General features: G+C 68.6%; 17 protein-coding genes. 8 read left to right on the forward strand and 9 right to left on the reverse strand.

The window, feature by feature from the left end; all coding sequences use genetic code 11:
* Positions 1–168: 168 nt before the first annotated feature.
* Positions 169–1,248: a sensor histidine kinase gene (locus AOZ49_RS08965; RefSeq protein WP_082380372.1), complete on the forward strand. Its 1,080-nt coding sequence runs from the start codon at positions 169–171 to the stop codon at positions 1,246–1,248.
* Positions 1,245–1,868 carry a response regulator transcription factor gene (locus AOZ49_RS08970; protein ID WP_054433406.1) on the forward strand — a complete coding sequence of 208 codons (624 nt, stop codon included), beginning with the start codon at positions 1,245–1,247 and terminating at the stop codon, positions 1,866–1,868. Before AOZ49_RS08965 ends, AOZ49_RS08970 begins: the two co-directional genes overlap by 4 nt.
* Positions 1,869–1,998: 130 nt before the next feature.
* On the opposite strand, the gene AOZ49_RS08975 is transcribed toward AOZ49_RS08970, so the two are convergent.
* From AOZ49_RS08975 to AOZ49_RS08985, 3 genes are read right to left on the reverse strand one after another with little or no spacing between them, the layout of a single operon-like run.
* Positions 1,999–3,081: an ABC transporter substrate-binding protein gene (locus AOZ49_RS08975; protein ID WP_054474908.1), complete on the reverse strand. Its 1,083-nt coding sequence runs from the start codon at positions 3,079–3,081 to the stop codon at positions 1,999–2,001.
* Complete coding sequence (locus AOZ49_RS08980) at positions 3,071–4,513, reverse strand: sensor histidine kinase (protein ID WP_054474909.1); 1,443 nt, start codon at positions 4,511–4,513, stop codon at positions 3,071–3,073. Before AOZ49_RS08980 ends, AOZ49_RS08975 begins: the two co-directional genes overlap by 11 nt.
* Positions 4,482–5,180 carry a response regulator transcription factor gene (locus AOZ49_RS08985; protein ID WP_054474910.1) on the reverse strand — a complete coding sequence of 233 codons (699 nt, stop codon included), beginning with the start codon at positions 5,178–5,180 and terminating at the stop codon, positions 4,482–4,484. The genes AOZ49_RS08980 and AOZ49_RS08985 overlap by 32 nt, the downstream gene beginning before the upstream one ends.
* Before the next feature lie 539 nt (positions 5,181–5,719).
* On the opposite strand from AOZ49_RS08985, the gene AOZ49_RS08990 reads away from it, so the two are divergent.
* Together AOZ49_RS08990 and phbB are read left to right on the forward strand one after the other, a co-directional pair.
* On the forward strand, positions 5,720–7,060 hold the full coding sequence (locus tag AOZ49_RS08990; protein ID WP_054433402.1) for a CitMHS family transporter: 1,341 nt from the start codon (positions 5,720–5,722) through the stop codon (positions 7,058–7,060).
* 39 nt (positions 7,061–7,099) lie between these two features.
* On the forward strand, positions 7,100–7,840 hold the full coding sequence (gene phbB, locus AOZ49_RS08995) for an acetoacetyl-CoA reductase (RefSeq protein WP_006393355.1): 741 nt from the start codon (positions 7,100–7,102) through the stop codon (positions 7,838–7,840).
* Positions 7,841–7,946: 106 nt separating this feature from the next.
* Here the strand turns inward: phbB and AOZ49_RS09000 are convergent, their stop codons facing one another.
* From AOZ49_RS09000 to AOZ49_RS09010, 3 genes are all read right to left on the reverse strand, one after another.
* Positions 7,947–8,306: a helix-turn-helix domain-containing protein gene (locus tag AOZ49_RS09000; protein ID WP_054474911.1), complete on the reverse strand. Its 360-nt coding sequence runs from the start codon at positions 8,304–8,306 to the stop codon at positions 7,947–7,949.
* Positions 8,307–8,325: 19 nt separating this feature from the next.
* Positions 8,326–8,580 carry a type II toxin-antitoxin system RelE family toxin gene (locus tag AOZ49_RS09005; RefSeq protein ID WP_054501956.1) on the reverse strand — a complete coding sequence of 85 codons (255 nt, stop codon included), beginning with the start codon at positions 8,578–8,580 and terminating at the stop codon, positions 8,326–8,328.
* A gap of 187 nt (positions 8,581–8,767) precedes the next feature.
* Positions 8,768–9,532 carry an SDR family oxidoreductase gene (locus tag AOZ49_RS09010; RefSeq protein WP_054474912.1) on the reverse strand — a complete coding sequence of 255 codons (765 nt, stop codon included), beginning with the start codon at positions 9,530–9,532 and terminating at the stop codon, positions 8,768–8,770.
* Positions 9,533–9,738: 206 nt separating this feature from the next.
* Between AOZ49_RS09010 and AOZ49_RS09015 the strand changes: the two genes are divergently transcribed.
* Positions 9,739–10,098: a hypothetical protein gene (locus AOZ49_RS09015; protein ID WP_231689971.1), complete on the forward strand. Its 360-nt coding sequence runs from the start codon at positions 9,739–9,741 to the stop codon at positions 10,096–10,098.
* 168 nt (positions 10,099–10,266) lie between these two features.
* Here the strand turns inward: AOZ49_RS09015 and AOZ49_RS32935 are convergent, their stop codons facing one another.
* Positions 10,267–10,437 (reverse strand): hypothetical protein, encoded by a 171-nt coding sequence (locus AOZ49_RS32935; RefSeq protein ID WP_180179996.1) that lies wholly within the window; start codon positions 10,435–10,437, stop codon positions 10,267–10,269.
* Positions 10,438–10,676: 239 nt separating this feature from the next.
* Here AOZ49_RS32935 and AOZ49_RS09020 point away from each other — a divergent pair, with 239 nt between their 5' ends.
* Positions 10,677–11,021 carry a gamma-glutamylcyclotransferase family protein gene (locus AOZ49_RS09020; RefSeq protein ID WP_054433398.1) on the forward strand — a complete coding sequence of 115 codons (345 nt, stop codon included), beginning with the start codon at positions 10,677–10,679 and terminating at the stop codon, positions 11,019–11,021.
* Between the two features lie 21 nt (positions 11,022–11,042).
* Here the strand turns inward: AOZ49_RS09020 and norR are convergent, their stop codons facing one another.
* Positions 11,043–12,563, reverse strand: coding sequence for a nitric oxide reductase transcriptional regulator NorR (gene norR, locus AOZ49_RS09025; RefSeq protein WP_054474913.1), 1,521 nt, complete (start codon positions 12,561–12,563; stop codon positions 11,043–11,045).
* Between the two features lie 150 nt (positions 12,564–12,713).
* Between norR and ytfE the strand changes: the two genes are divergently transcribed.
* Entirely contained in the window at positions 12,714–13,394 is a 681-nt protein-coding gene (gene ytfE, locus AOZ49_RS09030; RefSeq protein ID WP_054433396.1) for an iron-sulfur cluster repair protein YtfE, read from the forward strand.
* Here the strand turns inward: ytfE and AOZ49_RS09035 are convergent.
* Positions 13,391–13,699, reverse strand: coding sequence for a DUF1272 domain-containing protein (locus tag AOZ49_RS09035; protein ID WP_054474914.1), 309 nt, complete (start codon positions 13,697–13,699; stop codon positions 13,391–13,393). The two genes, ytfE and AOZ49_RS09035, sit on opposite strands and share 4 nt — an antisense overlap.
* A 299-nt stretch (positions 13,700–13,998) precedes the next feature.
* Here AOZ49_RS09035 and AOZ49_RS09040 point away from each other — a divergent pair, with 299 nt between their 5' ends.
* Complete coding sequence (locus AOZ49_RS09040) at positions 13,999–14,424, forward strand: Lrp/AsnC family transcriptional regulator (protein ID WP_025137021.1); 426 nt, start codon at positions 13,999–14,001, stop codon at positions 14,422–14,424.
* Positions 14,425–14,797: the final 373 nt, after the last annotated feature.

Below are 14,797 nucleotides of genomic sequence, written 5' to 3' on the forward strand. Positions count from 1 at the left end.
ACCGGCCCCGGCGCGGGCGAGGCGCCATTGGGATGGCGGGGATATACCTTGGTATATGCCGGCTTTCCGAAAGTGCGCCGCGGTCCGCGCCTGTCTCTACAATGGCGTCTCGCGGCGCGCGGCCATCGGGGCCCGGCGCCGGCGTCCATTCAACGGGGTGGCAGCGCCATGTTCCTCAAGCCGGCCAGGTATCTGAAGCAGCGTCCCGGCGCGGGCGTCGCGTTGCTGGTGGCGCTGATGGCGCTGGTGTTCCTGGTGGACACCTTCACCCGCCTGGAAATCGCCGTGGCGGTGTTCTACGTGGCGGTGATCCTGGCGGCGCTGAGCTTCCTGCCGCGGCGCGGCGTCACCATTGTGGCGGTGGCGTGCGCGGCGTTGACGCTGCTCAGCCTGTACCTCACGCCCAACGGCGGCGTGCTGCGCGAGCTGGGGCTGATCAATGCGCTCATCAGCATCGCCGCCATCGGCGTGACCACCTACCTGGCGCTCAAGCGGGCGGCGGCCGAGGACGCGGCGTTCGAGGCGCGCACGCAGCTGGCGCGCATGGCGCGCATCCACAGCCTGGGCGAGCTGACCGCGTCGATCGCGCACGAGATCAACCAGCCGCTGGCGGCCATCGCCACCAGCGGCAGCGCCTGCCAGCGCTGGTTGGAGCACGATCCGCCCAACATCGAGCGGGCCCTGCGCGCGTTGCAGCGCATGACCGGCGACGTGCACCGCGCCAGCGAGGTGGTGGCGCGCATCCGCCGCGATGCGCGCAATGCCGCGCCGCAACGCGAGCGGCTGGACCTGGCCGACGTGATCGGCGAGGTGCTGGAACTGGCCGGCGGCGAACTGGCGCGCAACGAAGTGGTGGTGTCCACCCGCATCCAGGAGCGCGTGCCGGCGGTGCTGGGCGATCGCGTGCAGCTGGGGCAGGTGCTGGTCAACCTGGTGCTCAACGCCATCGAGGCGATGCAGCTGACCCCAGCCGGCGCGCGCCATCTGACGCTGCGCCTGTCGTGCCAGGAACCGGGGCAGGTGCAGTGTTCGTTGACCGACACCGGCCCGGGCCTGGACCCGCAGGCGCGCGGGCGCCTGTTCGATACCTTCTGGAGCACCAAGCCGGAGGGCACCGGCCTGGGCCTGACCATCAGCCGCGGCATCATCGAGAGCCACGGCGGCAGGTTGTGGGCCGAGCCCGCCGCGCGCGAGGGCGCGGTGTTCTGTTTCATGCTGCCGGCGGCGGCCGAGGATGAGTCTTCATGATCGCAAGCACGCGGCCCGAGCCGGCCACCATCCACATCGTTGATGACGACGCCTCGCTGCGCGAGTCGCTGGAGGACCTGATGCATTCGGTCGGCCTGCCGGTGCGCGGCTATGGCTCGGCGCAGGAATTCCTGGACGCCGATCCAGGCGCCGGCCCGGCCTGCCTGGTGCTGGACGTGCGCCTGCCGGGATTGAGCGGCATGGACCTGCTGCGGCGCCTGCAGCAGGCGCGGCGGCGCATGCCGGTGGTGATGATCACCGGCCACGGCGACATCCCCATGTCAGTCGCGGCGATGAAGCTGGGCGCGGTGGACTTCCTGACCAAGCCTTTCCGCGACCAGGACCTGCTGGACACCATCCACGCGGCGGTCGAGAAGGATCGCGCGCAACTGGCCAGCGCGTCGGGTTCGGACGAGGTCCAGGCCCGCTGGGACAGCTTGACCGACGGCGAGAAGGCGGTGATGGAGCGGGTGGTGCGCGGCATGCTGAACAAGCAGATCGCGGCCGAACTCAACGTCAGCGAGATCACGGTCAAGGTGCGGCGCGGGCGCGTCATGCGCAAGATGCAGGTGCGCACGCTGGCGGACCTGGTGCGCGCGGGCGGGCAACTGGGCGGCTAGCGTCCCTGGCCATGGAACGGCCAGCCTCCGGTCGCGGCTGGCAGGCCGTCGCCGCCGTGTACAGGCGGCCTCAATCCGCCTTGACAGACCGCTGACGTCGCGGTGCGGGCCGCCTTGTCAGTCGACCTTGTCAGTCCGCCTTGCCGGGCGGTTGCGCCGCCGCGCGCCACAGGTCGAGGAAGTGGCGCTTCTTCAGCGGATCCAGGTACACCAGCAAGCCCACGCCCAGCGCCACCGGCCGCACCCCCGCCGCCGGCACCACCGAGGCGCCGACCGGCCGCATGCCGGATTGGCGCGCGAGCATGTCCTGGCCGCGCGGCGACAGCAGGTAGTCGAGAAAGCGCGCGCCCAGGTCGGCGCGCGGCGCCTGCCGCGGAATGATGGCCGAGCGCGACAGCATTAGCGTGTAGTCCTGCGGATAGAGGATGGCCAGCGGCGCGCCCTGGTCGATGCGGTGGCGGGTATAGGATTCCAGCAGGTTGTAGGCCAGCGTGATCTCGCCGCGTTCGAGCTTGTCGAGCGCGTGCTCGGTCGATTCGTGGACGCTCACGCCGTTGCGGCCGAAGGCGGCCAGCAGCGCGCCGGCCAGGCTGTCCAGGCGCGCGTCCTGGGTGGCGGCCAGGTAGCCGATGCCGCTGCCTTCGACGTCGTAGGTCGAGATGCGGCCGGCCAGCGGCTGGTCGGGCGCCTGCAGCAGGGCCAGCAGTTCGCGGCGGGTGCGCGGCGCGCGCGCTGCGTCTAGCGTGCGGGTGTCGTAGACCATCACGATGGGATCGGTGCCGATGCTGAAGACCTCGTCGCGCCAGTTGGCCCAGGCGGGCAGGGCGCGGGTGTCCGGCGACACGTGCGGCTGCGCATGGCCGTCGTTGACCAGCTTGGTCTGCAGGTCCATGGCGCTGCTGATGACCAGGTCGGGGCCGGCCTTCTCGCCCGGCGCCCGCGCGGCGCGGGCGGTCACTTCGGCATACAGCGCCTGGGTCGACAGCTCCGTGTATTCGAGGCGCACGCCGGGGTTGAGCTGGCTGAAGTCCTCCAGCACGCCGCGAAACACCTGCACGCTGTTGGAGGCGTGCAGCACCAGCACGTGCTTGCTGTCGGCCGGGCCCAGCGTCAGGCCGTCGGCGCTGGTCTCGGCGGCGGGGCTGGCGCTCGTCAGGAGCAGGGCGGCGCCGGCCGCGGCCAGGCGCGCGAGCAGGGGAAATCTAGGCGTCATGGGCGTTGGCGGGCAGGTAGACGACGGCTTCGAGGCCGCCGCCGGGGCGGTTGCTGAGACTGAGCCGGCCCTGGTGGATGTCGACCACGCGCTTGATGATGGACAGCCCCAGGCCGGCGCCGGGCGTGCGCGGGTTGGGGCCGCGCGAGAAACGCTCGAAGGCGCTCTGCGCCAGCGCGGGCGGGATGCCGGGCCCCTGGTCGGCCACGGTGATGCGCCAGCCGGCGTCGTGGCGTTCGAGCCGCACGTCGATGTGGCCGTCGGCCGAGGCGCCATGGCGCAGGGCGTTGTCGATCAGGTTCTTGAAGGCCTCGCGCAGCATCAGGCTGTCGCCCGCGATGCGGGGCGGCGCGCCATCTTCCGCGTCGGGCAGGCGCAGCCGCACGTCGGGTTGCGGGTCGGCCTGCGGCACGGTGTCGTAGACGGCCTGGGACAGCAGCTCGGCCAGATCCACGGGGCCGAACTTGCGCACGTTGCTGCGATGGATGACGCTGGCGTCGCTGAGCAGCTGGTTCACCAGCCGCGACAGCTTTTCGGCGTTGCGCAGCACCGCCAGCAGGCTGCGGCGCTGTTCGGCCGGGTCTTCCTCGTCCAGCGCCACTTCCATCTGCGCGTGCAGCGCCGCCAGCGGCGTGCGCAGCTGGTGCGCGGCCTCGGCGATGAACAGGCGCAGGGTATCGAGGTTCTCGGACAGCCGCGCCATGAAGCCGTCGAGCGAATGCACCAGCGTGTCCAGTTCCTCGGGCACCGGCGCGGCGATCGGATGCAGGTCGGCGGCGCTGCGCGCGGCCAGCTCGCGCTCGATGCGCTGGATCGGCGAGAGCGAGCGCTGCAGGCCCCAATAGGCCAGCGCCAGCGCCGCGGCGGTGAAGCCGATCAGCGTCAGCGTGCCCTGCCACAGGATGCTCTCGGCCAGCGCGTTGCGCGCCTCGCGCGTTTGCGCCACCTGGATCAGCGCGGTTTCGGTGGCGCGCGGGCCGGCGATCTTGCGCTCCATCCATGCCACCCGCACGGGCTGGCCCTGGTAGCCGGTGGTGAACAGTTGCGGCGCGGCCGCGGCATCGGCGCCGTGGCCGGGCGGGACGGCCAGGTCGGCGTAACCGGAGATCAGCGCGCCGTCGGCGGCCGCCACGCGGTAGAACACGCGGTCGCGCGGCGCCTGTTCCAGCAGCGCCAGGGCGGCGTAGGGCATGTCCATCTGCCACTCGCCCTGCACCAGCTGCAGGCTGTCCGCCATCGACAGCACCGAGGCGCGCAGCAGTTGGTCGTAGGTGGTGTCGGCGGTCTGCTGCGCATAGCCGCGCACCAGCAGGTACGGCGCGCTCAGCCCGACCACGAACAGCGCCAGCAGCATCGCCAGCAGGCGCCGGCGCACGGAAATGCGGTGGGACGGCACCGCCTCAGTCCCGTGGCGCCAGGGTGGCGTCGGCATCCCCGGCCGCCGTCAGCAGATAACCCGTGCCGCGCTGCGTCTCGATGCGCAGCGGCGAGCCTTCCAGCTTCTTGCGCAATCGCGCGATGTAGACCTCGATGGCATTGGGCGCGGCGTCGTCATCGAACGCGAACAGCTTGTTGGCGATCTCGGCCTTGCTGACCGCGCGGTTCATGCCGGCCAGCAGGATCTCGAGCAGGCTGTACTCGCGCTTGGGCAGATCGATGCGCTGCCCCGCCAGGCTGACCTGCCGCGCCGCGCTGTCGATCACCAGCTCGCCAAACCGCAGCACCCCCGCCGCCTGCACGCTGGGCCGCCGCAGCAACGCGCGGCAGCGCGCTTCCAGCTCGCGGAAGTCGAACGGCTTGGCCAGGTAATCATCGGCCCCCGTATCCAGCGCATGCACCCGATCCTCGATATCGATGCGCGCCGTCAACGCCAGCACCGGCGTCTTGCTGCCCCGATCCCGCAACCGATGCAGGATCTCGAACCCCGACATGCGCGGCAATCCGATATCCAGGATCACCAGGTCAAAGGTCTCGTACTGCAACACCCCGTCCGCGTTCAACCCATCCATCTGGCAATCGACGGCATGCCCAAGACGACGCAGTCGGCGTACGAGCGCGTCGGCCAGGTCCTCATCATCTTCGATCACCAGAATCCGCATGCGCGAGATTGTCGCATAGCGCCCCACGCCACCCGCGCACCCAGCGACTACATCCGTCCCCTTGTAACGCCCTGTCATAGCTCCCAGATTCCCCATCAGCGCGCAGCGAACACCCTTACGCCATCCCCCACCGCGTAAGCCGTTTGGGCCGCCCGCGCGGTCCAAAAAGGCGGGCCCCCCCAAACCGCTCCCACGCCGCCGAGGTCCAGCAACGCACCAAACCAAGACACCGGTAGTCCGGGGTGGGGCGGGTGTCGCGGAGCGCGCCGTCAGATGCGCCCGACGGAATCCGAAGGAGTCGCCGCAGGCGAGGACGAGGATGAGGAAGGGGCAGTCCGGAGCGAACGCTCCGGACCGCAATCGCAGGCGCGCCCCGCGACACCCGCCCGCCCCGGACGGCCTACATCTCCTTTGTCACCCACTCCCCACCCGACCCCGGCCCTAAAAAAAACGACAGGTTCCAGACAGCTTTTCTTCCTAGTCTTCCGCCCCAGCGCCCCACCGGCGTGCAAATAACAACGAGCCCGGAGATACCCCTCATGCTATTGACCCTGCTTGGCTTCGGCATGGTGATCACGTTCATGACGCTGATCATGACCAAGCGCCTGTCGCCCCTGGTGGCGCTGATCCTCGTCCCCATCCTCTTCGCCCTGCTCGGCGGCTTCGGCGCCGGCATCGACAAGATGATGCTCGACGGCATCCGCAAGATCGCGCCCACCGGCGTCATGCTGATGTTCGCCATCCTCTACTTCGGCGTGATGATCGACGCCGGCCTGTTCGACCCCATCGTCGGCCGCATCCTGCGCGCCGTGAAGGGCGACCCGCTCAAGATCGTGGTCGGCACCACCGTGCTGGCGCTGGTGATCTCGCTGGATGGCGACGGCTCCACCACCTACATGATCGTGGTCGCGTCGATGCTGCCGCTGTATCGCCGCCTGAAGATGAACGCGCTGTCCATGACCTGTCTGGCGATGCTGGCCAGCGGCGTCATGAACCTGACGCCGTGGGGCGGGCCGACCGCGCGCGCCGCCAGCGCGCTGCACGTGGACGCCGGTGACATCTTCGTGCCGCTGGTGCCGGTGATGGGCGTGGCCATCGTCGCGATCCTGGTCCTGGCCTTCTTCCTGGGCCTGCGCGAACGCCGCCGCCTGGGCGTGCTGTCGCTGCCCGACGGCGCCTCGCTGCACGCCGGCTACGACGAGGACGGCCCCAAGAACCTGCCCGAGATCGAGGTCGACCACGACCTGCGCCGTCCCAGGCTGCTGTGGGTCAACGCCGGCCTGACGCTGGCGCTGATGGTGAGCCTGGTGATGGGCGTGCTGCCGCTGCCGGTGCTGTTCATGATCGCCTTCGCGATCGCCCTGATCATCAACTATCCGAACCTGGCCGAGCAGCGCCGCCGCGTGGCGCAACACGCCGGCAACGTGCTGTCGGTGGTGTCGCTGATCTTCGCGGCGGGCATCTTCACCGGCATCCTGTCGGGCACGGGCATGGTCGAAGCCATGTCGCGCAGCCTGCTGGCGGTGATCCCCGACGCGCTCGGGCCGTACCTGGCCGGCATCACCGCGCTGGTCAGCCTGCCGTTCACCTTCTTCATGTCGAACGACGCCTTCTACTTCGGCGTGCTGCCGATCCTGAGCGAAGCCGCGCAGGGCTACGGCATCTCGCCGGTGGAAATGGCGCGCGCCTCGCTGATCGGTCAGCCGGTGCACCTGCTCAGCCCGCTGGTGCCGTCGACCTACCTGCTGGTGGGCCTGGCGGGCGTCGAGTTCGGCGACCACCAGCGCTATTCGCTCAAGTGGGCCACGATGGTGTGCCTGGTGATGCTGGCGGCCGCGCTGGCGTTCGGCCTGTTCCCCCTGGTCGGTTCCGTCGCCTGACGGCCGCGCCTCTACGCGTTTCTTGAAAGGAGAACGTTCATGGCTTTGCGCATTGCTTACGTCACCAGCGGGATGGGCCACACGGGCACCGCGATCTGCCAGGCGCTGCACCACGCGGGCCACCGCGTCATCGCCGGCTGCGGGCCGCGCTCGTCGCGCAAGGACCACTGGCTGAAGGAACAGAAGTCGCTGGGCTACGACTTCATCGCCTCGGAAGGCGACGCCACCGACTGGGCCTCGACCGAGGCGGCCTTCGCCAAGGTGCGGCGCGAGGTCGGCGAGATCGATGTGCTGGTCAACAACGCCGGCGCCATGCTCGACATGCGCTTTCGCCAGATGAGCCACGCCGACTGGTCGGCGGTGCTGCGCAGCAACTTGGACACGCTGTTCAACAGCACCAAGCAGGTGGTCGACGGCATGGCCGAGCGCGGCTGGGGCCGCATCATCAACATCGGCTCGGTCGCCGCCGAGAAGGGCCAGATCGGCCAGATCAACTACGCCACCGCCAAGGGCGCCGTCATCGGCTTCACCCGTTCGCTGGCGCAGGAAGTGGCGGCGCGCGGCGTCACCGTCAACCTGGTGTCGCCGGGCTTCATCGCCGACGACACCGTCAAGGCGTTCCCGCCCGCGCTGCTGGACCGCATCATCGAAAGCGTGCCGGTGGGCCGCCTGGGCACCGCCAAGGACCTGGCCGGGCTGTGCGCCTGGCTGGCGTCGGACGAGGCGGCGTTCGTGACGGGCGCCAACTATGCGATCAATGGCGGCGTTTACATGAGTTGAGCGGGAGCGCGCCGACGGGCTGCACAGCCGTATCGGCGACGCGAGGGGCTGTCGGCCAGATACGCAGGGGAATGGCGCACATGAAGAGCCATTCCCTTCTTTACGCTCACAGGTCGAGTTGGTCGAACTGGATGCCCAGGGCTGCCGCGATGCGCTCACGCGTGCTCTTTCGAGGATTGGCATCGGGGGCTTCCATCGCCGCGTAGCTGGGTTGACGTATGCCCAGCCGGGTGGCCATGTCGATCTGGGTGATCTCCAGGTACTCGCGCCAGGCGCGTACGATGCTCCAGCCATTGCCGCTCATCAACGCAACGACCTCATGGGGAATCGAGCCATCCGCGGGCACCCGCGCAGGACGCCGGGTCTGGCGCGATTTCTTGCCGGTCAACGCCAGGTATTCCGCGTAGGGAAGGACGACAAAGGCGGGCTTGCCGTCGGACTCAAGTATGGTGGGGTGCAGGCGCATGGGATTTTCCCGGTCTGTATCAGTAGGTATTGTCGTCGCGTCGCTTCACTTCCTGAACGTCAATGATGCGAACGGCGGTTGCGACATCAAACAGGACGCGGTACGCGCCGATCCGCAGACGGAAGCCATATTGGTGTTGGCTGAGTGCCTTGATGTTGTGCATGGCCGGGAAGGCTTCCAGTTTGGCGACTTCTCCAAGGATGCGTCGTTGATCGCTGACGGGGAGTTTCAACAATTGCCTGACGGCCTTCTTTGCCCAGTTGATGACGTACACAATGCGGAGCCTGTCCAGTATATAGCTTAATCTATATAGGTTTACGCCCTGGCAAAGCAAAAGAAGCAGGAACCTGAGACTTTCTAAGGTTCCTGCCCACACGTATCAAGCTTGTTGCGTGTTTCTAGGACAATCGACTGATTCTTCGCCGAGCGTCTGCGGCGCGAGAATGTCCACGGCGGCGCCATTACCCCCGATTGACCGACACCCCGCCATCCACCAGCAATGCCGTGCCGGTGGTGAAGCTGGACGCGTCCGAGGCCAGGTACAGGGCCGAGCGCGCGATCTCGGCCGGCGTGGCCAGGCGCTTGAGCGCGTGCAGGCCTTCGATGTAGCGGCGCGCCTCGGGCGAGTCCATCGAGGCGCGGCCCATCGGCGTGTCGGTGCCGCCGGGCAGCAGGGCGTTGGCGCGGATGCCCTGGGCGCCGTATTCCACGGCGATGGCCTGGACCAGGCCGATCAGGCCGGCCTTGCTGGCGGCGTAGGCGCCCATGCCCGGAAAGCCCGCGGTATGGCCGACGAACGTGGACGTGAAGACCAGCGAGCCGCCGCCGCGCCGCAACAGGGCCGGGATCTGGTGGTGCGCGCCGAGGAAGGCGCTGCCCAGGTTGGTGTCCAGGATCTGGCGCCATGCGTCGGGCGCGAGCTGGTGCAGGGGCACGGCCTCGCCGGTCATGCCGGCGTTGTTGAAGGCGATGTCCAGTCCGCCGAAGCGGCGCTCGGCGACGGTGACGGCGGCTTCGGCCACGGCCTCGTCGCGCACGTCGCCGGCCAGCGGCACGGCGCGGCCGCCGGCGGCCTCGATGTCCGCCACCAGGCGTTCCAGTTCGGCCTGGCGCCGCGCCACCAGGACCAGGTCCGCGCCCTCGCGCGCGAACAGCTTGGCCGCTTCGTAACCGATGCCTGAACTGGCGCCCGTGATGATGGCGACCTTGCCGGTCAGTTGCTGCATGATGGTTCCTTGTGGGTGAATGAGCCGCCACGATAGGCAGGCCGCGTCGGCCGCGCTATCCGGTTCTTGCGTTCCCGGCCGGTCGCGCCTGAAGGGGCGGTTCCGGCGTCTGCTCGGGTCGAGCCGGCGAGGCGGTCGCGCTGGCATGCGGCCGCGCCTGGGCCGTGCCACAATCGGCGCTGGTTGATCGAATACAGAGGAACGCCATGACAGTCCGGTCCCGCCGCGCCGCCCTGGGCGCGGGCGCAATGGCTCTGCTGCTGTTGGCCGCTTGCGGCAAGAAGACGGAATATCCGCCCGAGGTGCAACGCGCCACCTACGGTTCCTGCCTGGCAGGCTTCAAGGCCAAGGCGCCGCCCGCCATCGCCGCTGGCGATGTGGACGCCAAGGCCAAGGGCTATTGCCAGTGCGTGATGGATGGCCTGCAGTCCAAGGTGCCGGTGAAGGATTTCCTGCGCTACGACGAGCTGCTGGCCACCAAGGTCAACAACGCCGAAAGCGAGAAGCTGGGCGCGCAGGTGATGGCCGTGGTCAATGTCTGCCTGAAGCAGATTCCGGACCTGTAGGCGCCACGGCGGCGCCAACAACACGGCCGCCCTGGATGACGGGGCGGCCTTCGTGTCTTTCAGCGGTGCTCAGGCCTGGCCAAGTCTGTTGGCGGGAAGGCCGCGGGCGCTGCGGGCGATGTGCCCGTCATACTGCGGGGTGATGCGCGGACCGTGCCGCGAACGGCGTCAGGCGCGTTGCGGATTGGCGGCGGCGGACGTCTTGTCCTTTTCCGTTTGCGCCTGCTTGCGCGCGGCGTCTTCTTTCTGCTGTTGGCTCTGCTGTTCCTGTTGCTTGTTGGGCGACTGGTTCTGGTCCGGTTGGTTGGACGAAGCCTGATAGCGGGTGGGGAAAGTCATGATGCGTACCTCTTGGTTGGATGCGGCGAGATGCCACCAACCCACGGTAGTCCGCTGCGGTGATATCCCCTAACGTTCATTTGAAACAAACAATCTTGCCGGCAAACGTGCGTGTGGCAGGCGCGGGCGCTGACAGCGGTCGGGCCGGATCCCGGGGCCTGTCCGAGCGCAGGCGTGCCGTGATAACTGGTGTAAAGTGGAGAACACCATATTTCCTGAAGGACACAAAGGTGCCTGAAATGAACGAAACCGGCGTGCTGCTTTTCTCCTATGGAACCTTGCAGGACAAGGCCGTGCAGCGCGCCAACTTCGGCCGCGAACTCAACGGCCGGGCCGACGCCATGCTGGGCTACGTGCAGCGCTGGGTCGAGATCACAGACCCCGAGGTGATCAAGACCAGCGGCCTGGCGCGGCATCCCATCGTCAGCGCCAGCGACGACCCGCGCGACGAGGTGGCGGGCATGGTGTTCGAGATCACCGGCCAGGAGCTCGAAGCCGCCGACCGCTACGAAGTGTCCGACTACAAGCGGGTCTCGGTGCGCCTGAAGTCCGGCGCGCAGGCCTGGGTGTACGTCAAGGCCTGAGCCGGCGCGGATGGCGCCGTCTCAGCCCTTCAGGCCGAGACGGCGCGCCAGCTTGTGCAGGTTGCTGGCGTCGATTTCAAGCGCGCGCGCGGCGCCGGCCCAGCTGCCCTGGTGCCGTTCGAGCGCCTGGCGGATCGCCTGGCGCTGGCAGGCGTTGACCGCGCCGCGCAGCGTCTGCGTGGCGCCGGCCGGCAGAGCCGGTTGTTCGGGCGGCGGCGCCGGCAGGGCGCCGTCCTCCAGGTCCAGCAGGCCCGCGCCCAGCGTCACGATCTCGTTGCGATGAGCGCCATGGCTGACGGCCTTGATGGCGGCGCGGCTGATGACGTGTTCCAGTTCGCGCACGTTGCCGGGCCAGCGGTAGCGGCTCAGCATGTCCTCGGCCTCGGGTGACAGCCGCAGGCTGCGCAGCCCCAGGCGGGCGCGATTCAGTTCCAGGTAGCGGCCGGCCAGCAGCAGCACGTCGCGGCCGCGTTCGCGCAGCGGCGGGATCGGCACCGGATAGACCGACAGGCGGTGGTACAGGTCGGCGCGGAAATCGCCCTGGCGCACCCGATCGCGCAGGTCGCGGTTGGTGGCGGCAACGATGCGCACGTCCACGGTGCGCGGGCGGTCGTCGCCAAGCCGCTGGATTTCGCCGTTCTGCAGCGTGCGCAGCAGCTTGGCCTGCACCGCCAGCGGCAATTCGCCCACCTCGTCCAGGAACAGCGTGCCGCCATTGGCGGCTTCGAAGCGGCCGGGCCGCTCGCTCATCGCGCCGGAGAACGCGCCCTTGGCATGGCCGAACAGTTCGCTTTCGGCCAGCGATTCCGGCAGCGCCGCGCAGTTCACGTGCACCAGCGGCTTGCCGCGGCGGCGCGACTGGCGGTGCACGCGATGCGCGAACAATTCCTTGCCGACGCCGGTCTCGCCCAGCAGCAGGATCGGCAGCTCGGAGTCCGCCACCACCTCGATCTCGTGCAGCAGCCGGCCGATGGCCTCGCTCTGGCCAAGGATGTCGCTGTCGTCGGCCAGCGCGCTGTCCGTCGGCGCGGCGCCGCGCGCCAGCCGCAGGGCGCGCGTTTCGGCCTCCAGGCGGGTCACGCGCAGGGCTGCCTCGACCAGCACGATCATCTCGCGCAGGTCCGACTGCGCCTCGGCGTCGAAGGTGCCGACCTCCAGCGCGTCCAGCGTCAGCACGCCCCAGGGCTGGCCCTCGATATGCAGGCTGGTGCCCATGCAGTCGTGCACCGGCAGCGGTTCGCCCGCCATGCCGTTGATCAGGCCGTCGTACGGATCGGGCAGGGTGCTGTCATGGTGGAAACAGGTGACGCCGCGGCGCGCCAGGATGGCTGCCAGCCGCGGATGCTGCTGGACCGCGAAGCGGCGACCGAGCGCATCCTGGGTCAGGCCGTCCACGGCGATCGGCCGCAGGTGGTCGGCCTCCAGCTGCAGCAGGGCGACGGCGCCGCAGCGGAAATGGGCCCGCAGTCCGGCCGCCAGCCGCTGCAATCGCACGGCGGCGGGCAGGTCCACGACCAGGTCGGTAAGCAACAGGTTTTGCATGGGTTGATCGTACCCTTGCGGGTCATAAATACCGCATCCTGGCCGGGTGGTTTTCACCCTTTAATTTGCAAGCCCTTGATTTGGCGCAAGCATTTCCTGGCACGGATCTCGCTACTGCTCAAGCACCCTCATCAAGCATGGAGAAACGCAATGAGCATGGTTGAGCAGTCCCTGGGCCAGCTGGCCCGCAGCATTCCCGGCGCCACCCAGGTGTTCCACGAGTACCAGCTGGACTTCTGCTGTGGCGGCAAGAAAAGCCTGGCCGAGGCGGCGGCGCAGCGCTCGCTGGACGCGGCCCAGATCGAGGCGCGCCTGCAGGCCCTGGCGGGCGCGGCGTCGGACGAGCGCGATTGGGGCCAGGCCAGCCCGGGCGACCTGATCGACCACATCCTGGCGCGCTACCACGAGGTCCACCGGCAGCAGCTGCCCGAACTGATCCGGCTGGCGATGAAGGTCGAGCAGGTGCATGCCGACAGCCCGGATTGCCCGACCGGCCTGGCCGACCACCTGCGCGACATGCGCCAGGAGCTGGAAAGCCATATGCAGAAGGAAGAGCAGGTGCTGTTCCCGATGCTGGCGCGCGGCCATGGCGCCATGGCGGTCATGCCGATCACCATGATGCGCATGGAGCACGACGATCACGGCGTGGCGCTGGAGCGCCTGATGGCGCTGACGCACGACCTGACGCTGCCGCGCGCCGCCTGCAATACCTGGCGCGCGCTGTACCTGGGAATCGGCACGTTCAAGCAGGACCTGATGGCCCACATCCACCTGGAGAACAACATCCTGTTCGAGAACGCCGAGGCCGAGGCGGTCCGGCCGCGCGGCTAGCGTTCCTGCGCGGGAAGGTCGCGCAGCCGGCGCAGCAAGGTCGCGTGCGCGGTCAGGTCGGCCGGGCGGTGCTTGCGCGCGGTCGTGGCCGGATAGTTGCCCAGGAAATTGCCATTGCGCCAGTCAGCGGCCGGTCTGACCGGCCGCGGCGCGAAGCCGCCGCCGCAGTTGGGGCAGACATTGCCCAGCACCTCGTCGGCGCAACGCACGCAAAACGTGCATTCGAAACTGCAGATCCGCGCGTCGGCGCTGGCCGGGGGCAGGTCGGCGTCGCAGTGTTCACAGCTGGGGCGCAATTCAAGCATGGCGGATTCCTGAAAAGGATGGTCAGCCAGCGTACCCGGCACTCGCCGGCGGATCGAGGACATGGTCGGACAATTCGCGGCCGGAAACGGCCACGCGCCGAGGCGGCAGGGCCGCGCCGGTCGGCCCTGTCCAGCCAAAAATCCGCCCAAAATCAATACCCTGCGAAACGCGGTAAATTGGGGCCGTGGTAACAGCGCCCCAGGCGCGGGCACGCCGGCCTGCCGGTCATCCCGCGCCTGTATCGTGCCGAATCCGTATAAGATGCGAAATTGGCGCCAATTTTTACGCGGGAACAATCATGGACACACTAGATCAGCAATTGCTGGGGCTGTTGCGCGCCGACGCACGCGCAACCGTGGCAACCCTGGCCAAAAAGCTCGACGTCTCACGGGGCACCATCAACAACCGCATCGCGCGGATGGAAGACGACGGCATCATCGTCGGCTATACCGTCAGGCTGCGCCCCGAATCCGAACCCGACCAGATCGGCGCCTGGATGAACATCGCCGTCGATGGCAACGAAACCCGCCGCGTCGTCAGCATCCTCCTGGGCGACCCCGCCGTCGTCGCCCTGCACGACACCAACGGCCGCTGGGACCTGCTGGCCGAACTGCGCGTCGCCAACATCGAGGAAATGTCCCGCGTCCTGGACCGCGTTCGCCTCATCAAGGCCATCTCCGCGACGGAAACCAGCATCCACCTGAAAAGCTACAAACTCGATTGACCGGCCGCGCGACCAAGCCAGTCAGCTGGTCCGCCCCGGAACATGTCGCCCGCGCCACACCTTCCGACCCCGGCCCCCGCGCCCACCCTTCCGTCGAAAGCGCCCAATCGCCACCCCTGTCCCGTTGAAGGCCCCCCTTCAACGCTCCCCCTGGCACGCCCAAACGCCCAAACAGGCCGCCCGCGCGGCCGCCTTTGGGCAACCCCGCAAGACCTTCCCTCCAACGAACCCGCCCCGCCACGAAGCCCAAGCACCCGGTACTCCCCAGCGGCGCTTCAAAACACACTGACGCAGCGTGGTGGCCTGTCCGGGCGGAGGGCGGGGCGTGTAGATGCGCCCGACGGAATCCGAAGGAGTCGCCGCAGGCGAGGAC

Source organism: Achromobacter sp. 2789STDY5608615, assembly GCF_001298995.1.
GTDB classification, from domain to species: Bacteria; Pseudomonadota; Gammaproteobacteria; order Burkholderiales; family Burkholderiaceae_B; genus Achromobacter; species Achromobacter insuavis.